The following is a 22437-nucleotide window of genomic DNA, read 5'->3' on the forward strand; positions in this document are numbered from 1 at the left end:
GTAGTAAAATGTTAAACACAGAATATATACCACACCATTTTTCTTTTCTATACAAATAATAGGAAGTACCTGTTTTACTTTTGGAATTTAAAACAAGCCCCCTTGACTATTTGTTCTAATTTTACCTAGATGCTTATAAGCCTTATCGGTAACTTCTCGTCCTCTTGGTGTACGCATAATAAATCCTTCTTGAATCAAAAAAGGCTCATACACCTCCTCTATGGTCTCACTACTTTCAGAAACCGCAGTAGCTAATGTAGATAACCCAACAGGACCGCCTTTGAATTTATCAATGATGGTATTCAAAATTTTATTATCCATCTCATCCAATCCATTTGCATCTACATTAAGAGCCTTAAGACTGTACCGAGCAATTTCGATATCAATAGTCCCGTTGCCTTTAATTTGAGCAAAATCACGCACACGACGTAATAAAGCATTAGCAATACGAGGAGTACCACGACTGCGACCTGCAATTTCTATAGCTGCCTCAAGCGAAATAGGCATTTTTAATATGGAAGCCGAACGCTCAACAATAGAAGTTAACAGTTCAGTTGTATAATATTGCAAACGTGAAGATATTCCAAAGCGAGCACGCATAGGTGCCGTTAAAAGTCCAGAACGTGTCGTAGCACCAATAAGTGTAAATGGATTCAAATTAATCTGAACAGTTCTTGCATTAGGCCCCGATTCAATCATGATATCAATTTTGAAATCCTCCATAGCCGAATACAAATATTCCTCAACCACAGGGCTCAAACGATGAATTTCGTCAATAAACAAAACATCTCGTTCCTCTAAATTCGTCAACAATCCAGCTAAATCACCTGGTTTATCCAAAACAGGACCAGAAGTAATTTTAATTCCAACATTCAATTCGTTAGCTAAAATATTAGCCAGCGTTGTTTTACCCAAACCAGGAGGTCCATGAAAAAGAGCATGGTCTAAAGCTTCATTTCTTTGATTAGCCGCAGCAACAAATACTTTCAAATTTTCCAAAACCTGGTCTTGACCGGCAAAATCGTCAAAAGATAATGGACGTAATTTTTTTTCTAAATCGAATTCTTCAGCACCAAAATTATTGGTAGTAGGGTCTAAGTTTTCATTCATACCACAAAGATATAACAAGTTAGAATAAAAAAATAATGCCTTTCTAAAAACAGAAAGGCATTACTTTAATTTATTAATATCCTAGTGATGTAAAACTTCTTCACCTGGCTTCATTGGTACATTTTGAGGAACATAGTCTTCATCATGACCTGGATTAGAATAATCATAAGGCCATCTATGAACTTCAGGAATTTCACCTGGCCAGTTTCCGTGAATATGCTCCACTGGAGCAGTCCATTCTAACGTATTCGATTTCCAAGGATTTTGCTCTGCTTTCTTACCGTAGAAAATACTAACAAAGAAGTTGTACAAGAATACCAATTGGAATGCTCCTCCAATTAAAGCAAAAGTTGTAATCAATACATTTACATTTTGCAAATCATCAAACAGAGGGAAGTTGGTATTAGTGTAGTAACGTCTTGGTAAACCAGCTAAACCTATAAAGTGCATTGGGAAAAATACTCCATAAGCACATACAGCTGTAATCCAGAAGTGAACATACCCTAAGTTTTTGTTCAACATTCTACCAAACATTCTTGGGAACCAATGATAGATACCTGCAAACATTCCATATAAAGCAGATATACCCATTACTAAGTGGAAGTGAGCCACAACAAAATAAGTATCATGTACATTAATATCAAGAGTACTATCACCCAAAATAATTCCTGTTAAACCACCTGTGATAAAAGTAGAAACCAAACCGATAGAAAACAACATCGCAGGGTTCATTTGTAAATTACCTTTCCAAAGAGTTGTGATGTAGTTAAATGCTTTTACCGCTGAAGGAATAGCAATTAATAGAGTTGTAAAAGTAAACACAGACCCTAAAAACGGATTCATACCAGAGATAAACATGTGGTGACCCCATACAATCGTTGATAAGAAAGCAATTGCTAAGATAGACATAATCATCGCACGGTAACCAAAAATAGGTTTACGTGAATTCGTCGCAATAATTTCAGAAGTGATACCTAATGCTGGCAATAATACAATATATACCTCAGGGTGTCCTAAGAACCAAAACAAGTGCTCAAACAATACAGGAGAACCTCCTTGGTAGTGTAAAACTTCACCAGCGATATAAATATCTGACAAGAAGAATGATGTTCCAAAACTTCTATCAAAAATCAACAACAACGCTGCCGATAATAATACTGGGAAAGAAACAATACCAATAATTGCAGTTACAAAAAATGCCCAAATTGTCAAAGGCAATCTAGTCATAGACATTCCCTTTGTTCTCAAGTTAATAACCGTTACAACATAATTCAAAGACCCCATCAAAGAAGAAGCAATGAAGATAGCCATAGAAACCAACCATAAAGTCATCCCCGTACCAGAACCTGGAATGGCTTGTGGCAAAGCACTCAAAGGTGGATAAATTGTCCATCCAGCTGAAGCTGGTCCAGCCTCTACAAACAAAGAGCAAACCATGATTACACTTGATAAAAAGAACAACCAATATGAAATCATGTTCATAAATCCTGAAGCCATATCACGAGCACCAATTTGAAGTGGAATTAGTAAGTTACTAAAAGTACCACTCAAACCTGCGGTGAGCACAAAGAATACCATTATCGTACCATGTATCGTAACTAATGCTAAGTAAATATCATTAGCCATTACCCCATCAGGAGCAAATTTATCACCTAATAAAATATTAAATATTTTAAAAGATTCTTCTGGCCATGCTAATTGCATTCTAAAAAGCATAGACATACCTACACCAATAACCCCCATAATAATACCTGTAATAAGATATTGCTTGGCAATCATTTTGTGATCAATACTAAAAATGTATTTAGTAATGAATGTGTCTTTATGGTGATGTTCGTGTTCGTGATCGTGTCCGTGATCGTGACCTACTGCTGACATAAATGTTTACTTTAAATTTTCTTAATAATATTATTTAACTGCTGCCACATTAGCAACTACTACAGTATCCTTAGCATTAGCATCAGTTTCTGTTGCAGCTTCAGCAGGAGCATTAGCTTCTTTAATTTGTTGAGATAAAACAACTTGTTCCTTCAACCACTTTTTGTAATCTTCTGGAGTATCTACAACAATCTTCATTTGCATATTGTAGTGAGATGCTCCACAAATTTTGTTACAAATAAGGACATAGTCAAATGTATAAGGATCTAATCCTGTTTCCCCTTTTGCAATTAACTCAGCTGATTTTTTAGCTCTCAATTCATTAATGTGAGCAACTTTTTCTACCATATAAGGCAATTCTCTGTATTCTGCTGTAGTGTAAATTGGCTCAAAAGCAAATTCAGTAACCATACCTGGAACACAGTTCATTTGTGCTCTAAAGTGTGGCATATAGGCTGAGTGCAATACATCTTGAGATCTCATCTTGAAATGAACCTTTTTACCTTTAGGGATATGCAATTCAGAAACAACAATATCATCTTGTGCATTTGGATCTGATAAGTCAACACCCAAAGCATTAACACCTTCAATAAATCTTACATTAGCTTTACCAAGAACATTGTCTTCACCAGCATAACGAGCAGACCATTTAAACTGTTGTGCATATAATTCGATTACTACAGTATCTTCTTCTTCATCAATAAACATGATGTTAGTCCAAGCATACAATCCGTATAAAATTAATCCAGCCAAAACGACTGCAGGAATAATACTCCAGATCGCCTCTAATTTATTATTATCAGCAAAATATAACGCTTTTTGACCTTGTTTTCCTCTATATTTAAAAGAAAAATAGTGAAGTAAAACTTGAGTAATCGCCTGAACAGTAAACAATAAAACCCATGAAATATTCATTAAGTTATCAACTTGTCCACCATGAGCCGAAGCAGGAGTATGAAGTGCTAAACCTCCCCATTTCAATAATCCATAAATAGTAAAGATATAAATGAAAGCTAAAAAACCAAACATTAAATATCCCTGAAGATTATTATCTTTATCAGTAGCAACTTGTGAATTGTCCGCATTTGAACCCACTTGCGTAAGATCAAAAATCTTGGTCAATTGCCACAAAGCAACTGCTAATAAAACTAAAACTATAATTACCAACAAACTTGTCATCTGTTTATCTCTTTAAATATTAATAATGAAAATGCTTACTTTCTTCTATAAATGGATTTCTTTTTGGTAACAAAGGCGCTTTAGTCAATGCAGAGAAAACAGCAAATATAAACAAACCAAAGAAGAAAAGAACTGATGAAACTTCAGATACTCCAATAAACCAGCGATCCCCTACAGTACCTGGCATAATCATATTGAAGAAATCAATATAGTGACCAGCTAAAATAACAACACCTGCCATTACAATAATCCAAGATAATCTCTTGAAATCAGTATTTAAAAGAATCAATAATGGGAAAACAAAATTCATAACTACAGCTCCAAAAAATGGCAAGTTGTATTCTTGAATTCGTGTAACGAAATAGGTAATTTCCTCAGGGATATCAGCGTACCATATCAACATAAACTGAGAGAACCATAAATAAGTCCAAAAGATACTGATACCAAACATGAATTTAGCTAAATCATGTATATGACTTGTATTTACATATTCTAAAAATCCTTTAGATTTTAAGTAGATAGTTACCAAAGCAATTGTAGTAATACCACTTACAAAGAAACTAGCAAAAACATACCAAGCAAATAATGTACTGAACCAGTGTGGATCTACAGACATAATCCAATCCCAAGCCATAATAGATTCTGATACGATAAAGAATACTAAAAATCCTGCTGACATTTTGAAATTCTTTTTGTAGAAAGAATCATCATTCGCTTCATCTTGCGCCACACAATTTTTAGCAGAATAATATCTATATAAATTCCAACCAGCTAAAAATATAGCAGCTCTTACAATCCAAAATGGAAAATTTAAATACCCCGCTTTGTTTGCAATTAACTCATCATGAGCAACTACTTCTGGATCCAACCAAACAAACAAATGATTAAAATGCAAACCACATAAAATCAAAAGAATAAAGAAGATCACAGAACCATAAGGCAAATAAGCTGTGATTCCTTGCATTACTCTAAACAAAACTGGAGACCAACCCGCTTGTGCAACTTGTTGAATAGCATAAAAAGCCAAAACACCCATTGAAAGCAACATAAAGAAAATACAAGCTACATATAAGGCAGCCCAAGGTTTATTTTGCAATTGGTGCAATACATGATTTAAGTGCTCTGTGTGTTCAGCATCATGATGCGCATCGGCAGCTTTATCATGATGAGCATCACCATGTGCTTCGGTAGCAGCTTTAGTTTCTTCATGATGTACAGCACCATGTCCATCATGACTCTCTGCAGCAAGAAGTGTTTCAACTTCTTGAATGTCTTTAGGTGCATTCAAAAAACCATATCCTATCCCCAAGATACCAACGGCCATAAGGATAAAAGAAAAAGTTTTTAATTTACTTGAAAATGTATACATATCTATTACGATCAGTTTGTTCAACAATTATAATTGGCTTTTAAGTTTAAGAACATAGTCAGCAACTAACCAACGTTCATGTGCACTTAATTGATTAGCATGAGAACCCATTGCATTTAAACCATAAGTTTCAACATGAAAAATACTACCTTCAGTAATTTCTCTATCTGCATAACTAGGTACACCCAGGAATTTTTCTCTTTCAACCAATTTACCTTTACCGTTACCAGATGCACCATGACAACTGATACAATAAATTTCATAAAGCTCTTTCCCTTTATCTGAATTTCTATCCAAAGAATCCAAAGGTGATTTTAAATTTGCTTTTGCCAATTCATAACCAGCTGTAGAATTCTCATATTCATAAGGCTCAAAACCTCTCTTAATAGTACCATCTACTGGTAATTGACCCACTTTTCCGTTCTTGAATGCATCTGACTCACCATAAGTTTCATACCCTGCTGATTCATACATATTTGGAAAGTATTGATAATTCGGTGCTTTTTTATTTTGACATGATGCCACTAAAATAGTGATGCCTAATAAAAGTGCTATTTTATATACCCTTTTCATATCTTTATTAATGCTTTTCAATTACTTTAACTTCTACAGCTCCTGTACTTTGAAAGAAAGAAACTAATTCTTCTTCGTTATCATTTACAGCCACTTCCATTAAGAAATGATCATCTGTAGTTCTTACATCTGGATTTTCTGCTTCCTTAAATGGCCATAATCTACTTCTCATATAAAAAGTAATAACCATAAGGTGTGCCGCAAAAAATACAGTCATCTCAAACATAATAGGCACAAAAGAGGGCATATTTTGAATGTAACTAAAACTTGGTTTTCCACCAATATCTTGTGGCCAATCTTGAATCATGATAAAATTCATCATTGCAGTTGCTACCGAAATACCAACACATCCATATAAGAAAGCACAAATCGCTAATCTAGTAGGAGCTATTCCCATAGCTTTATCCAATCCGTGAACAGGGAATGGAGAAAAAACATCTTCAATATGATGATGAGCAGCACGTGTTTTTTTAACTGCAGACATCAAAATATCATCGTCATTATAAATGGCGTGTATTACTTTATTACTCATGGTGTGAATCTTTATTTGCTTCTCTTTCTCTAATATAATTATCTCCAGTTGCTTTTAATATTGTTTTAACTTCTGCTTGAGCAATCACAGGGAAAGTTCTAGAGTATAACAAAAACAATACAAAGAAGAAACCAATTGTTCCAATGAAAATTCCAATGTCAACAAATGTTGGAGAGAACATAGTCCAAGAAGACGGTAAATAATCTCTATGCAAAGAAGTAACGATAATTACGAATCTTTCAAACCACATTCCAATATTTACAACAATCGAAATAATGAAAGAAAACATAATACTTGTTCTTAATTTTTTGAACCACATAAACTGAGGTGAAAACACATTACACGTCATCATCGACCAGTATGCCCACCAGTAAGGCCCTGTAGCTCTGTTTAAGAAAGCATATTGTTCGTATTCAACTCCTGAATACCAAGCAATAAACAACTCAGTAATATAAGCCACACCTACTATCGAACCTGTAATCATGATAATGATATTCATCAATTCGATATGTTGTAATGTAATATATGCTTCTAAGTTTGATACTTTTCTCATAATGATAAGCAAAGTATTTACCATTGCGAATCCAGAGAATACCGCACCAGCAACAAAGTAAGGAGGGAAAATTGTTGTATGCCAACCTGGTATTACCGATGTAGCAAAGTCCATCGATACAATTGTGTGTACTGAAAGTACAAGTGGAGTTGCCAAACCAGCAAGAACTAAAGATACTTCTTCAAAACGTTGCCAATCTTTTACTCTACCACTCCATCCAAAACTTAAAATAGAATAGATTCTTTTATTGAAAGGAGTAATTGCTCTATCTCTCAACATTGCAAAATCAGGCAATAAACCAGTCCACCAGAAAACTAATGACACAGATAAATAAGTAGAAATTGCAAATACGTCCCAAAGTAAAGGTGAGTTAAAGTTAACCCAAAGTGAACCAAACTGATTTGGTATAGGCAATACCCAGTAAGCTAACCATGGACGTCCCATGTGGATAATTGGAAATAAACCTGCTTGAATAACTGAGAAAATTGTCATCGCCTCAGCAGAACGGTTAATCGCCATTCTCCATCTTTGACGGAATAACAACAATACTGCCGAAATAAGAGTTCCTGCATGACCAATACCTACCCACCAAACGAAGTTAGTAATATCCCAAGCCCATCCAACTGTTTTATTTAATCCCCATGTTCCAATACCTGTAGACACGGTGTAAATGATACAACCTAACCCCCAAAGGAAAGCTGTTAATGCGATTGTGAATACAATCCACCAATGTTTATTAGCTTCTCCCTCAACAGGTGCAGCTACATCAACTGTTACATCGTGATAGCTTCTATCACCTATAACTAAAGGTTTTCTAATGCTAGAGTCATATATATGAGACATATTCCTTTATCTGTTTCTTAATTAATAATTATTTTTACTAGCTATTTCTAACTTTAACGTGATAAACCACATTTGGTTTTGTTCCGATATGCTCTAATAAATGATACGATCTTTCGTCTTCTACTAATTTAGCAACTTGACTTTCTTTATCATTTACATCACCAAAAATCATAGCACCACTTGAACAAGCACTAGAACAAGCTGTTTGGAATTCACCATCAACAACAGCTCTTCCTTCTCTCTTCGCTTTCAAAATAGTCGCTTGAGTCATTTGGATACACATAGAACATTTCTCCATAACTCCACGAGAACGAACATTTACATCAGGATTTAATACCATACGGCCTAAATCATCATTCATGTGGTAATCAAACTCACTATTTCCGTTATACAAGAACCAGTTAAAACGACGCACTTTATAAGGACAGTTGTTCGCACAGTAACGAGTACCCACACATCTATTATAAGCCATGTGGTTTTGACCTTGACGTCCATGAGAAGTTGCAGCAACAGGACAAACAGTCTCACATGGAGCGTGATTACAATGTTGACACATTACCGGTTGGAAAGCAACTTGTGGATTATCTCCAGCTTTTTCCATTTCATTAAAAGTTGATAACGAACTAGATAATCCAGCAATACCTTCTTTTCTTTCGTTATCACCTTCAAAAGTACTTTCAGATGAATAATATCTATCAATACGCAACCAGTGCATATCTCTACTTCTTCTTACTTCAGATTTACCTACAACTGGAACGTTGTTCTCAGCGTGACATGCAATCACACAAGCACCACAACCAGTACAAGCATTTAAATCAATTGATAGGTTGAAGTGATGTCCAACAGAACGATCAAAAGAATCCCATAAATCTACAGTTGTAGATTCTACTTCTTTATGATCCAATGACACCATCGGAACTGGATTCCATTCTTTAGCATCTTTAGTATTGAAGATTTCCAAAGAAGTTTCTTTGATAATATCTCCTCTACCCATTAAGGTTTTTTGCCCTTGAACACAAGCAAATTCGTGTTCTCCATTAGCCTTAACTAATGAAACAGATTGCACCTCATTGAAACCTTTATATAAAGCATAGGCATTAACACCTACTTGCATTTCTTCTTTTAAAGCTGCTTTACGACCATAACCTAATGCTAAACCAATTGTCCCTACAGCTTGTCCAGGTTGAACAATAACAGGAACATTTTCTAATTTAACACCGTCAGCAGTAGTAATAGTAGCATAACTACCATTCAAGCCACCGTTAGCTACAATTTCATTAGACAATTCTAATTGTTTAGCATCAGCATTGGAAACTGTCACATAGTTATCCCAAGAAACTCTAGTAATAGGATCTGGGAATTCTTGCAACCAAGGGTTATTTGCTTGCTGTCCATCACCTAAACCAGTTTTAGTATATAAAACCAATTCGAAACCTTCAACAGCTTTAGCTTTAGCCAAAGTAGCGGCAGCACTATTAAAATCAGCTCCAGCAGCCGATAAAGATTGGGAACTTCCTATAAAAACTCCGTCATGCAATACTTTATTCCAAGCTGCTCCACCAGTAAAACCAGCAGCAGTAGCTTTTACATAATCATAGTACGTTCCACCTACCCCGTTCAATACCATCAAAACTTCTTGAAATTGTTTTGTATCAAACAATGGACGAATAGTTGGTTGAGTCAAACTATAAGTACCTTTAGTCAAACTTAAATCCCCCCAAGATTCTAAATAATGAGGAACCGCAGCCGCTACTGTACTTATTGAAGCCGTTTCGTCTTCTTTTAAAGAAAAAGCAACCGAAGTCTTTACTTTTTTAAGTCCATCAACAAAAGAAGCTGAATCAGCTAATGTATAAACAGGATTAACGCCACTCATTAATAATGTATGAACACTACCTGCCTTCATATCATTTATTAATTGAGCTACTTTTTCATTAGATCCTTTTCTTATTTGTCTTGTACCCGCAGTTACAAATGCTTCACTTGCCAAAGCATTGTTAATTGCCAATACTAATAATTGAGCATTTTTATCTTGAATCCCTGAAACTAAAACTCCTTGAGCTCCAGCCATCTTTAATTGCTTAGCAGCTTTAGTTACTTCTTCTTTTAATTTAGCATCTAAATTTACAGCTACAGAAGAACCTGTTACTACATTATATATATGTACTAAAGCTTGTTTTTGATTCGCAATAGTCATTGGCAAACGTTTGTCAGCGGCAGCTCCAGACAAAGTCATGTTCGCTTCCAATTGGAAGTGACGAGACATTTTTCCGTTTTTAGGAATTCTTCCTTGAGCATAACCTGCATCATAGCCACCACCTTGCCAGTCACCTAAAAAGTCAGCACCAACAGAAACAATTAGAGAAGCTTTTGAAAAATCATAATCTACCAAGGCTCTTTCTCCGTACACAGTTTCAAAAGCATCTAAAGCTTCAGAAGAAGAAACTGCATCATAAACCACATGCTTAGCATTAGGATTTTTTGATATGAACTCAGCGATTAATTTTTCAGTTGAAGGACTTGCCAATGTATTAGTCAAAACTACTACTTGACCACCTTTAGCTTTTGCATCAACAAGACTTGACTTAATTTTTGCTTCTACCGCAGCCCAAGTTGCAGATTTACCTTCAATCTTTGGCTCTTTCAAACGCAAATTATCATATAATGATAAAACAGACGCATGAACCCTTGCATTCGCAGCAAATTTAGCCCCGGAAATGGTGTTATTTTCTATTTTAATAGGACGCCCTTCACGTGTTTTAACAAGAAGATTTGCAAAATCAAAACCATCAAACATAGAAGTTGCATAATAATCTGCAATCCCAGGAATGATTTGTTCTGGTTGTAATACATAAGGAATCGACTTGTGTACAGGACCTTCACATGCAACCAAAGTAGCAGCTGCTGTACTAAATCCAACGTACTTTAAAAAATCACGACGTGATGTTGAACCAGAAGACAAAGCTTCATTATTACCTAAGAATTCATCTGTAGGAATCGCTTCAACAAATTCGTTATTTTTAAGCGCCTCAACAATAGAACTATTTCCGTCTAGTTCCTCAACACTTTTCCAGTATTTTTTGTTTGATGACATTTTATATAAATATTAGAATCTTAATTATTATTTTCTTTAATCAGTGACTTGAAATTCAGTTCATCTTAAACCGAAGATTCAAATCTAGTAATGACATTTACCACACTCTAAACCTCCCATTTGAGCAGCAGTTAATTTCTCAACTCCATACTTTTTAGAAAGCTCAGCATGTATTTTAGTATAATATTCATTACCCTCCATTTTAACATCAGTTTTTCTGTGACAATCCACACACCAACCCATTGTTAATGGAGCAAATTGTTTTTGAATTTCATAAGTCTCAACGGGACCGTGACAAGTTTGACATTCAATACCTGCAACAGTAACGTGTTGAGAGTGATTAAAGTAAACAAAATCAGGTAAATTATGAATACGCACCCATTTAACTGGCTGTGTCTTGCCAGTATAAGTTTGAGTTGTCTTATCCCAACCTACAGCATCGTATAATTTTTGGATTTGTGCGTCATAGAAGGCTTTACTGTACTCAGGAGTCGCAGTAGATTCAGCTACTTCAGAAATATTTTTATGACAATTCATACATACATTCAAAGAAGGAATACCTGCATTTTTACTTACTCTTGCAGCAGAGTGACAGTATTTACAGTTGATTTCATTATCACCCGCGTGTATTTTGTGAGAATAATGAATTGGCTGAATTGGCTCATAATCTTTATCAACACCTACTTGCATCAAGTACCCATAGACAAAGTAACCACTTGCCAACAATAAAAATATAGCAGTAACTAAAACTAAAAATTGATTTTTAACAAAAGCCTTCCATACAGAAACTCCTTTCTCTTTTTCAACAACTTTAATTCCGTTTGCATTAGCAACTTTAGTCAACACTTTATTAACCATGAACAACATCACAACTAATATTGCCATAACAAGTGCTAAAGCTCCAAGAATAACATTATTTGAAATTCCAGCTTCTTGAGAAGCAGTAGCCCCTCCTTGAGCAGCACCAGCCACGACAGGCGCATCAGCTTTAACCTCAGAAGTATAAGCTATAATATTATCAATGTCACTATCTGACAACTGAGGAAAAGACGTCATCACCGCCTTATTATTCTCCTCAAATAATTTTACAGCAGCAGCATCTCCTGACTTAATCATTTCAGAACTATTACGAACCCACTTGTAAAGCCAAGCCATATCATGCTTACTAGCAACACCTCTAAGTGCAGGACCAGTAGATTTAGCATCCAATTTATGACATGCCGCACAGTTTGAATTAAAAAGTTCTTTCCCTTTTACAGGATCGCCACCTTGCGAGGCCGCAGGAGCTTCAGTTGCAGCTGCAGGCGCAGCATCTTGAGCAATTGAAGTTAAGGAAAAAGCTAGCGTTAAAGCAAAACTTAAAAATAATTTCCTTGAGATCGAATTATGGTTACCCACCTTTTTCATATAGTATAATGATTATCTACTAAAAATTGGCATAGTTTTTTATAATTATTACATAAAAAAGCTACCCCTTTATTATAAATTTCGACAAAAATACGACTTATGAACTATTCTCAAAACCATAAGATAACGTTAATTCCAATTTATATTCATTCTAAATAAATATTCGCTTTCACAATCTTTTATTAAATACTATTTTTGCCTAAAAACCATCATATTATGAAAATAACAACTCGCAAAACCCTCAAAATACTTAACATAATAATAGGCCTAACCACAACAATAACACTTGCACAACAACAAAATACAAACTTGCAGCAAGATGATACTTTTGAACAATTATTGAATGAAAAAAGAAAAATAAATAGCGCAATCATTGTAAATCAGCGCTATAAAATTCAGGTTTTTAGTGGAAGTAGTGATGGTGCAAAAAAAACATTAGCAGAATGCAAACAAGATTTTAAGGATCTCGACGGGACAATCATATTCAACACCCCCAATTACAAAGTTTGGATTGGGAATTTCAGAACCAGAATTGAAGCTGAACGTCTGATGGTAGAAATAAAAAGAAAATATCCTAACGCCCTATTGATAAAACCAGAAAAATAAATCCTAAAAAAGGTTTTTAAGATTAATTACTCACTAAATCCTCAAAAATGCTTTAATTTATTTTGAGCCTTTGTAATTCCGCATTAAATAGACATACATATTTCTAACAGGCTTCCCTCCTCTTACTTGCTCTATAATTACAGGAGCGTTAATTTTTTCAAATAAACCTCCATAAAGCTCATGGGGATTTTTAAAATAATTTGAAAAAGTCACAAAATAAGCATCATCCCCTTCTTTTAGCTTAGGCCTGTATTGATTCAACCAATAATAGGTATGGATATCATTCAACTCACCAATAGCTACAAATTGCAAATTTAATGGCTCCGCAATATAATTATCAATATGCGCACCTGGAAACCATTTATTATTAACCACAAACCTAGTATTTGCTATCCCCATAATATTATTTTTGTGAAGCAAATCCTCAAAATTATCCTTAAAATAACTCCAATCATACATATCTAAAGTCACATCTTTTTTCCCTAAAAACTTAACATCATTACTACCTAAAGTTCCTGGATAAAAATTAATAACCCAAACTCCAATCCCAGCAATTAGAATAACTAAAAAATTAGCCCACTTAGCCCAACGAAAAGAAAAATTTTTGTTTTCCTCATCAGCAAGAAAACAAGAAACTAAAATCATCAAGGTAACATAAGCTGGACCAGACCAATGAGGCAATGTATCTCTAAAAACCGAAATCATTAACAACACTACAATCAAAGGCAAACTCAACAAAAATAACAAACGAGTGAATGGAGTACTGATTTGATTCTTTTTCTTAAAAAAAGAAATCAACCCCAGAATCACCAAAAAATAATTAATTGGATTATTATACAAAATACCCCCAACCAATTCTCTAAAAAAACTATTAAAATTAACTCCCTGATTAATTACCACTCTATCACTATGAAATTGATAAGTAATGAAATCATTCGCAATATTCCAGAATAAAATAGGAGAAACCACCACTAGAGTAAGAAGTAGAGCACAATAAAAAAAGGGATTTTTCAACAAAATCCTTTTATACCACAAAACATACATTATAAATCCGAACCATAAAAAAACACCATGAACTTTACTCATAATGCATAGTCCTGCAACGAGTCCAAAAAACAACAAATTGGCATTCACAGTAGTAATTGTACTATTTTCGTCGACTACCTTAATCAAAATCCACAAACTTAGAATCCAAAAAAACAATTGCGGACTATCTGGCATAATAAAAAGACCCGAAATGATACTAGAATACACAGAAGCGGTATAGAGTAATGCTGCCAATAAACCTGCTTGTTCATTTTTTAGCTTTTTCCCAATAGTAAAAACCAAATAAGTATTAATGGCCGCTAAAACAATTGGCCCTAATCGGATAAAAAACTCCGAAGTAAATTGCATATTAAAAGTTGACAGCCTAATCAATAAAGCCACCATAGGAGGATGATCAAAATAATTCCATTGCAGGTGGCGCGCATACGTTAAATAATACACTTCGTCATTCCCTAAATCAATAGAAAAAGCCAAAAAGCAACGAATCATCGTTGCTAATAAAAGCACAGCAAAAATTTTATTTCTTGAAAACATTTTAGAACTTGAATGTATAAAAGGAGTTGGCTCCAAAATTCCAGAAAAACACAATAATAGTCACCAGAATTTTACTAGCATAAAAATTAATAGAGGTCTTTTTTTGTAACGAATACAACACCGAAGTATTAATACTAAAACCAACAATTGCAATAATCAGAAAACTTAAAAACTGTAAGCCAATTTCAGGATTATGATTATCAAATGTAAAATACTTATTTAAAAAATAATTATTAGTAACCCCAAATAAAAAACCAGCACTATTAGCTACATATCTATTCCATTTTAGTTTCTCTTTACAAAACCAAGTAACACCAAAATCTATTAGCAAACCTGTAAAACCAACTAAACCAAATTTGAAAAATTTTAAAAAATCCATACTCCTTAATTAGTTTAAAGAATGATTGGGCTCTAATGCTTCAAAAAACTTTCGAGTACGCAGTTTATTAATTACTTGAGGAGTTGCTAAAATTGTCTTATACCAAACTAATGACAAAACTCCAAAAACCAACCCGATAATAGCCCCCACACAAACATCAATTAAAAAATGATGTGCCAAATAAACCCTAGAATATCCTACCATCATACTCAATATTAACAAGCACCAACAAATGTATCTCTTCTTGAAATAACCAGACAACACTGTTGCTAAGGCAAAAAAAGAAGCGGTATGACCTGATGGAAAACTTTTAAATCCAATGCGACTATGAGCGAATGTATCTAAATAATATTGATGATGGTACATTCGAAAATATACACTTGGTCTTGGAGCTATAATCATATTTTTAATTAGTTGTGCAAAAAGACCTGAACTCAAATAGGAAAGAATAATTATGAATGCCAGATTACGAGTCTTTTTAAAGAAAAATAAAACTAAGGCTGTTACTATAATAAACAAACCATCACCCAAGAAAGTAATGGCTTCAAAGACCAAATTTAAACTTTTCGTATGGAATTGATTTAACCATATAAACCCCTCTGCTCTTGTAAACAAAATCAAAAAAAACAGCACAAAAACAATCAACACCAAATTAAGAGTATAAAATAATTTATTTTGCATTATTTCACTAACGACTGCTTTCATTATTACGTCAATTAAAATTTTTGGTGTAAAAATAAAAGAAGCATGTTTTTATAATATGAAGTCGGCTTTGTGATAACAAAATCAAATCATTAAGTGTACGTTATTAACATCAACGAATCGTTACTAGTTTATATTTAGTTACAATCTGTGGCAACGCCTACCCTTTTAAACGAATAAAAGAACCAAAATCAGCCTCCCTTTTGCTCGTTTATAAGTAAGTTTGCAATGCATGAAATAAAAAATAAATGAAAAAAAGCCTAATCTCCCTTTCTTTTGGTGGTTTAACAATTGGAATAACCGAGTTTGTCATGATGGGAATACTTCCTGACATTGCCAACAACCTCAATGTTAGTATCCCCGTAGCAGGATATTTAATATCCGCTTATGCCTTAGGAGTGGTAATTGGAGCCCCTTTATTGGTTATTTTTACACGGAACACCCCTCCAAAAAGAACATTATTAATTCTTGCAGCATTACTGACTCTTTTTAATTCATTAGCCATCATTGCCCCTAATTACAACCTCTTATTTCTATCACGGTTCCTTTCAGGACTGCCACACGGTGCTTTTTTTGGAATAGGAGCTGTTGTTGCAAGTCGGTTAGCCGACAAAGGAAAAGAGGCGCAGGCCATTTCTATTATGTTTCTTGGATTAACCATCGCTAATGTCGTAGGTGTACCAATAGGAACCTACATTGGTCACCATTTTAGCTGGAGGTACACTTTTATTATTATTGGAATTATTGGTAGTATCACTTTTACTGCAATTCATTTTTGGATGCCCGAAATCCAAAATAAATCTGAGGAAACCATTGGCAAACAATTACAATTTTTCAAAAAACCTGAAGCTTGGCTTGTCATTTTAATAACAGCAATTGGCTCTGGAGGATTATTTTGCTGGATAAGTTATATCGCACCCTTACTAACTGAAATTTCAGGATTTGAAGCTGCCAATGTACCTTACATTTTAATACTGGCAGGACTAGGGATGGTTACTGGTAATATACTTGGCGGAAAATTAGCCGACAAATTCTCAGCCGAAAAAACGATTATTTGTTTGTTGCTAACAATTGCTCTAGATTTAATTTTAGTATTCTTCTTTTCCTCAAATCCTTACATTAGTTTATTTCTCGTATTTACTTCGGGATGTTTCTCATTTGCATTAGCTGCACCAGTACAAATGTTAATGATAAAAACAGCTGTGGGAGCTGAAATGATTGCCTCTGCCAGCATTCAAGCGGCATTTAATATCGGAAACGCACTGGGAGCCTTTTTAGGTGGTTTACCATTAGTAGTTGGATTCAACTATGCTTCACCTAATTTAGTTGGTGCAATAATGTCTATTTTTGGAGTATTATTTACGATTGTATTTTTACAAAGAAAACAAAGAGAACTCAAATTGGAAACCTTAAAAACCTAGCTATTCTTTTGGCAAAATACTATATGAATAAAGATTTTCTTTGTTTTTATATTTTCCATCTAGACTAGTTTGAAAATAATCAACTATAGCTTTTTCACCTTCTATAGTAACCCTTAGATAACCTGGAGCATTCTTAATCACACCATTTAAATAACCATATTCTTTGGCCGAGTTAATATTACCATATCGGGTTGACCCTGGTTGTGGTACTAGCTGATAAACAATTCCATCTAGGTCTTGTTTAGCAAAAAAATGATCATGACCATGAAAGACTGTATTTACTTTATATTTCACAAACAAATCATGTATTGAATTACCCCAACCTGGACGATTTGAAGCAAAACCACTAGTGTTATCCGAATTCAAACCACCCCATTCGAAAAATTTAGCAGCTTCTGCCCCACCACGTGCAATTCCTTTATTATCTGCACCACCAACTAAATTATGAACAAATACAAATCTAAATTTAGCTTTACTATTTTGCAAGGTTGATTCCAGCCATCTATATTGCGTTTCTCCCAAAGTTCTTTGCCAAGGCTCCTTGTGCGTTTTAGTAAGAGCAAAAGGATCAAGCACAATAAACAAAGCATCACCCCACTCCCAAGCATAATAATTTTCAACTTTAGCCTTATTGCCCGTATAAAAACCATTAGGCAAAGGATTTGAATAATATTTTTTTCGTGTAGTTGTAGCCCATTCATTCATATTTCCTTCAGTTCCGTTTTTTGTTTTCTTTGCATACTCACCATCATGATTTCCAAGTGTTAAAAAAAGAGGAGCTGATTTACATAGTGTTCCAAAATAATATCGTTGTGCAATATATTGCTTTTCCGACTCTTTAAAATCATTCGTATATTTATCTGTCATCCAAGTATCACCAAGATCAATTAAAAAATCTGGAGAATCAGTAGCCATATTATTCAATGTTTTAAGATACATTTCAGTACTTACATTTTCATCCAAATGAGAATCAGCCTGAATTGTAAAGGTAAAACTACTACCAGATTTTCTTTGCGTATGAAAAAAATTAACCTCAGAGGATTCCTCTTTTGTAGTAGGCCCCAGTTTATAATTAAACTGATAATAATATTTTGTATTAGCTTTCAATTTATTTAGCTCTATCACCATTGGCTGACCTTTTTCAAAAGAAACCTCCTTAGTCTTAAATTCAAGTTGATTAGCTATGACACCATAAGAAATACAACCAGTAAGATTTTCATTAGCCATTAAACTCACTGAAATTGCATTATCAGTAGGCCTTGCCAAAATAATATCATACAAATGAACTGGAGTTTGGTTATAAAAAAAACCTTTTTCCTTATCTCTCGAACCCTTGTTCTTGTTATTTTCATTGTTTTGAGCAATAGAAAAAATTGGAACTAACAACAGACATAAAAATGGAATTGCTTTCATTATTTTTTCTTGTTTTTTTGTTGGTAAATTGTCGTTTTTTTATTCCCCATGTGATCCGTAAAAATAAATTGATATTCACTATCCGTAATTTTTTTATACTCAACATACCCAAAATCACTTCCAACTTGATAAGTAAGTTTATAAGCATTTAAAATTGGGGATTCAAATGAAGTTATTTTAGCACCTCGTAAACCTTTTTCAGCTGGTCGTAAAGGCGTAGCAAAAGCTTGCGGCAAAATTTGATTTTCAGGAGCAGTTGTTCTTGGATCTGAATTTACAACTCCTTTGAAAGCACCTACAACATATGGATACTTAAAAGTTCCATGATAATGATAGACCTCATTTTTATAAAAATGACCGTGACATTCATCTAGTGACTCCATAGCGCTACCATCTGGTTCTTTATCTCCATAAACAGGAAATCCATCTAAAGCAAAAGCAATTGGCATTAATCCTGAAGTAGTTTTAAGATGTAAAGGAGCAACATGATAATGATAATCATCAGCTCTCCCACAATGACCTCCCCATTTATCAAGTTCACCCACCAGATATGCATCTTCCCCCCGATTATTTAGAGCATTAAATATAGGAACCCCATTGACAGCAATAGCAATGGCTCCTTTCATAAAATTATTTTTTGTACTCAGTGGTACATCAGCATAAACTGGTTGCAAAGGAATAGCCCAACTGTTTGCTCCTGTATAATTTTGCGGTATGGGAACTTGTTGTTGCCAACTTGTAATTCCTTCCATCATATTGTGTTGAGGAATACCAGAGGATGAAACATAAAAATATTTAGCATCCCAACTAGTAGCTACCGTTGCGCTGTAGGGCTTAAAAACGGTTTCAAGAAATTTTGTTGATGTTTTAGCAATTTTCTCAATATCTAAATTTGTATTTATCGAAAAAGAAAAAAGCCCGATACTCAAAAACAATAAAACTACTACTCTTAAAAACTTATAATAACTCATCCCGCAAGACGAATTGAAATAATTATTACAGAAATAAAACAAAAGAATAAACACACTTAACAAACTAAATAGCATACAAAGGAATGGCTGAATCCTAAAAGAATTACCAGCCGTTTCCGTGCTTTCAAAATTATTTAACTGACTTATTTTATTTATTTCGGAACGAACTTTTGTTTGCCCTTCTAAATTCAATGCTCTAATAGGTAGTTTTATTCTCTTACCATTTACTTGTTCCAGAATTAAATAATCATTTGTACCAGAAGAAAAATCACCATAAATAAGCGCTCCTGATTTTAAAGTCCAAACAGACAAAACATCCCGGGAGTTATGATGAGAATGCCCACCAACATGAGCATAAACCTGACTATCACAAACCATTAAAAAACACACGACCAAACTTTGAAGCAAAAAAGCTCTTTTTAAAATATTTTTCATAATTTATCGGCTATAAATCACATTCATAGAAGAAGTCCCAAGTATATTATCTTTAATATTATCCAACAAAACATCCATTGTCACGTCGTTATTAAGCAACGGTTCTCGCGTTTTTTCAGAAAGCGCATAAATAGTAATCACATATTGCTTTGCGCCTGGACCTTTTGAACATGGAGGCGCGTAACTAGGAATCTTATTAACGGTATTCATTCCAAATACCCCTACACCTTTAACATTCTCAGGAATTGATAAAATGTCTGATGGAATATCATACAATACCAAATAAACATGTTTATCACCATCTTTTGCAAAATGATGCATTGTGACAGCAAATGCCTTAGTATTTACAGGCACATTCGACCAATTCAAAGTAGGAGAAACCGCAGTACTATCACAGGTATATAATTTTGGAAAAATTCCATTATCGCTAAAAGTGGAACTTGAAAGCATGAATTTCTGAGAGTATTCAGTTTTTACTTTATGAACTTGTTGTGAGAAAGAAGCAATCCAATTCAACATGACAACCAGCAATAAAAGTTTCATTCTCATACTATATTCTTTTTATAATTAACTATTATATAACTGAGTTATAAGACCACTATGATTCAAAAAGGTTTAAACTTTAAACAACACGTTAATCTACCGAAGATTCAAAACATTCAGCACTCTCAATTCATTAACAACAAGACACAAAAAAACCGCCAATCTTACGAAAGGCGGTTTTTGTTTATTCTTTTATAGCATTTCCTTTTTTATCAAAGAAATGATATTCTAAATACGTGTAAGCGTCACGCGGTATGATTTTCACCCATTTCTTATGTTCAAGAAACCATCTTGAACGTAATGATGGAAAACCTTTACTGAGGTATGCAGCCACAAACGGATGTACATTAAGCACAACATTTTTATGGTTTTTTAATACTCTTTCTAAATCAGCATTAATCTTATCAATGATTAAAATAGGCGCTTCAATTTCGCCATTTCCATTGTTAGGATCTTCTTCTCTAGTTTTGATATTTACTTCTGGTCTTACCCTTTGTCTCGTAATTTGGACCAACCCAAATTTACTTGGAGGCAGTATCTTATGTTTGGCTTTATCATCGCTCATTTCTTCACGAAGAAAATCAAACAAAACCTTACGATTTTCAGGATTAGACATATCGATAAAATCAACTACAATGATACCGCCCATATCTCGCAAACGCAATTGTCTAGCGATTTCAGCTGCAGCAATCATATTTACTTCCATTGCGGTATCCTCTTGATTCGTAGCTTTATTAGAACGGTTACCGCTATTAACATCTATAACGTGTAATGCTTCGGTGTGTTCTATAATTAAATAAGCTCCTTTACTCATCGAAACCGTTTTTCCAAAAGAAGTTTTGATTTGTCTCTCTATGTTGAATTTCTCAAAAATTGGCGTGTCTTTTGATTGATAAAACTTAACAATAGATTGTTTAGAAGGTGCAATTTCTTGCAAATAATCCTTTGTTTGGTGGTACAACTCTTCATCATCAATCTGAATACTACTAAAAGTATCATTAAATACATCTCTTAATATTGAAGAAGCTCTATTGAGCTCTCCTAATACTTTGGATGGATGATGAGCAGTTGGTAATTTTTTACACATTGCAGTCCATCTGTCTAACAGGTTCTGCAAATCTTTTTCTAATTCGGCTGTATTTTTGCCTTCGGCTACTGTTCTAACAATAACACCAAATCCTTTTGGTTTGATAGATTGTACAAGTTTTTTCAAACGGTCTTTTTCTTTTTTGTTTTCTATTTTTTGAGAAATAGAAACACGGTCAGAAAAAGGAACCAGAACAATAAATCTTCCAGCCAACGAAAGCTCAGCGCTAATCCTTGGTCCTTTGGTTGATATTGGCTCTTTGACTACTTGAACTAAGACAGACTGATTGGCACTTATTACATTTGTAATAGCCCCATCTTTTTCTATCTCTTTTTCAAACTGAAAGTTTTTTAGGGAGAAATCTTTTAATTTACCTGCGCTTACAAGTTTTATGAATTTCAATTGGGAAGATAAATTAGGGCCCAAATCATGATAATGTAAAAAGGCATCTTTTTCAAAGCCTACATTTACAAAAGCAGCATTGAGTCCAGCAACGGGTTTTCTTATTTTGGCAATAAAAATATCACCTACTTGAAAGTTGCTTTTTTCTTCTTCCTTATGTAATTCAATTAGTTTTCCATCTTTTAATAAGGCAAAATCTACGAAATCAGAACTAGATCGAATGATTAATTCTTTATTCATTTGTAAATTTTTATCCGAACTGTCAATTCGGGATTTGGGATTTGGGATTTGGGATTTTTGAATCCTAAATCTAAAAATCCTAATTCCTAAATTAATAATAGGGATGGATTAAACAATAA

At 34.1% G+C, this 22437-nt stretch carries 18 protein-coding genes; 2 read left to right on the plus strand and 16 right to left on the minus strand.

The genetic code is table 11. The features are described from left to right. Positions 1-87 precede the first annotated feature (87 nt). The 9 genes from ruvB to K5R64_RS16140 form a co-directional block, all read right to left on the minus strand. Positions 88-1110: a Holliday junction branch migration DNA helicase RuvB gene (gene ruvB / locus K5R64_RS16100; protein WP_220764898.1), complete on the minus strand. Its 1023-nt coding sequence runs from the start codon at positions 1108-1110 to the stop codon at positions 88-90. A gap of 81 nt (positions 1111-1191) precedes the next feature. After that, positions 1192-2988 carry a cbb3-type cytochrome c oxidase subunit I gene (locus tag K5R64_RS16105; RefSeq protein ID WP_220764900.1) on the minus strand — a complete coding sequence of 599 codons (1797 nt, stop codon included), beginning with the start codon at positions 2986-2988 and terminating at the stop codon, positions 1192-1194. 30 nt (positions 2989-3018) lie between these two features. After that, positions 3019-4167 (minus strand): cytochrome c oxidase subunit II, encoded by a 1149-nt coding sequence (locus K5R64_RS16110; protein ID WP_220764902.1) that lies wholly within the window; start codon positions 4165-4167, stop codon positions 3019-3021. A gap of 19 nt (positions 4168-4186) precedes the next feature. Further along, the gene (locus tag K5R64_RS16115) at positions 4187-5536 is read right to left on the minus strand and encodes a quinol:cytochrome C oxidoreductase (protein WP_220764903.1); all 1350 of its coding nucleotides are present in this window, start codon (positions 5534-5536) and stop codon (positions 4187-4189) included. Between the two features lie 27 nt (positions 5537-5563). Beyond that, positions 5564-6109, minus strand: a complete 546-nt coding sequence (locus K5R64_RS16120; RefSeq protein WP_220764904.1) for a cytochrome c — start codon at positions 6107-6109, stop codon at positions 5564-5566. 7 nt (positions 6110-6116) lie between these two features. Beyond that, positions 6117-6641, minus strand: a complete 525-nt coding sequence (locus tag K5R64_RS16125) for a DUF3341 domain-containing protein (RefSeq protein ID WP_220764905.1) — start codon at positions 6639-6641, stop codon at positions 6117-6119. Then, positions 6634-8037 (minus strand): NrfD/PsrC family molybdoenzyme membrane anchor subunit, encoded by a 1404-nt coding sequence (gene nrfD, locus K5R64_RS16130; protein WP_220764906.1) that lies wholly within the window; start codon positions 8035-8037, stop codon positions 6634-6636. Before nrfD ends, K5R64_RS16125 begins: the two co-directional genes overlap by 8 nt. 37 nt (positions 8038-8074) lie before the next feature. Then, positions 8075-11131 carry a TAT-variant-translocated molybdopterin oxidoreductase gene (locus tag K5R64_RS16135; RefSeq protein WP_220764907.1) on the minus strand — a complete coding sequence of 1019 codons (3057 nt, stop codon included), beginning with the start codon at positions 11129-11131 and terminating at the stop codon, positions 8075-8077. A gap of 84 nt (positions 11132-11215) precedes the next feature. After that, a complete protein-coding gene (locus K5R64_RS16140; RefSeq protein ID WP_220764908.1) occupies positions 11216-12538 on the minus strand; it encodes a c-type cytochrome in 1323 nt (440 codons plus the stop codon). A gap of 216 nt (positions 12539-12754) precedes the next feature. On the opposite strand from K5R64_RS16140, the gene K5R64_RS16145 reads away from it, so the two are divergent. Then, on the plus strand, positions 12755-13144 hold the full coding sequence (locus tag K5R64_RS16145) for an SPOR domain-containing protein (RefSeq protein ID WP_220764910.1): 390 nt from the start codon (positions 12755-12757) through the stop codon (positions 13142-13144). A gap of 57 nt (positions 13145-13201) precedes the next feature. Here the strand turns inward: K5R64_RS16145 and K5R64_RS16150 are convergent, their stop codons facing one another. From K5R64_RS16150 to K5R64_RS16160, 3 genes are read right to left on the minus strand one after another with little or no spacing between them, the layout of a single operon-like run. Next, positions 13202-14725: a glycosyltransferase family 39 protein gene (locus K5R64_RS16150; RefSeq protein WP_220764912.1), complete on the minus strand. Its 1524-nt coding sequence runs from the start codon at positions 14723-14725 to the stop codon at positions 13202-13204. A gap of 1 nt (position 14726) precedes the next feature. Then, a complete protein-coding gene (locus tag K5R64_RS16155; RefSeq protein WP_220764914.1) occupies positions 14727-15104 on the minus strand; it encodes a GtrA family protein in 378 nt (125 codons plus the stop codon). 9 nt (positions 15105-15113) lie between these two features. Next, on the minus strand, positions 15114-15809 hold the full coding sequence (locus tag K5R64_RS16160; protein WP_220764915.1) for a phosphatase PAP2 family protein: 696 nt from the start codon (positions 15807-15809) through the stop codon (positions 15114-15116). 245 nt (positions 15810-16054) lie between these two features. On the opposite strand from K5R64_RS16160, the gene K5R64_RS16165 reads away from it, so the two are divergent. Further along, positions 16055-17227, plus strand: coding sequence for an MFS transporter (locus tag K5R64_RS16165; protein WP_220764916.1), 1173 nt, complete (start codon positions 16055-16057; stop codon positions 17225-17227). Here K5R64_RS16165 and K5R64_RS16170 read toward each other — a convergent pair whose 3' ends face one another. The 4 genes from K5R64_RS16170 to K5R64_RS16185 all read right to left on the minus strand — a co-directional run bounded on the left by K5R64_RS16170 (position 17228) and on the right by K5R64_RS16185 (position 22318). Further along, positions 17228-18640, minus strand: coding sequence for a metallophosphoesterase (locus K5R64_RS16170; RefSeq protein ID WP_220764917.1), 1413 nt, complete (start codon positions 18638-18640; stop codon positions 17228-17230). It lies immediately after the preceding gene. Continuing rightward, the gene (locus K5R64_RS16175) at positions 18640-20046 is read right to left on the minus strand and encodes a YHYH protein (RefSeq protein WP_220764918.1); all 1407 of its coding nucleotides are present in this window, start codon (positions 20044-20046) and stop codon (positions 18640-18642) included. The genes K5R64_RS16170 and K5R64_RS16175 overlap by 1 nt, the downstream gene beginning before the upstream one ends. Positions 20047-20049: 3 nt before the next feature. Next, positions 20050-20595, minus strand: coding sequence for a YbhB/YbcL family Raf kinase inhibitor-like protein (locus tag K5R64_RS16180; protein WP_220764919.1), 546 nt, complete (start codon positions 20593-20595; stop codon positions 20050-20052). A gap of 178 nt (positions 20596-20773) precedes the next feature. Further along, positions 20774-22318 carry a ribonuclease E/G gene (locus tag K5R64_RS16185; protein ID WP_220764920.1) on the minus strand — a complete coding sequence of 515 codons (1545 nt, stop codon included), beginning with the start codon at positions 22316-22318 and terminating at the stop codon, positions 20774-20776. Positions 22319-22437: the final 119 nt, after the last annotated feature.

The sequence above is a fragment of the Flavobacterium sp. UMI-01 genome (assembly GCF_019656315.1).
GTDB lineage: Bacteria > Bacteroidota > Bacteroidia > Flavobacteriales > Flavobacteriaceae > Flavobacterium.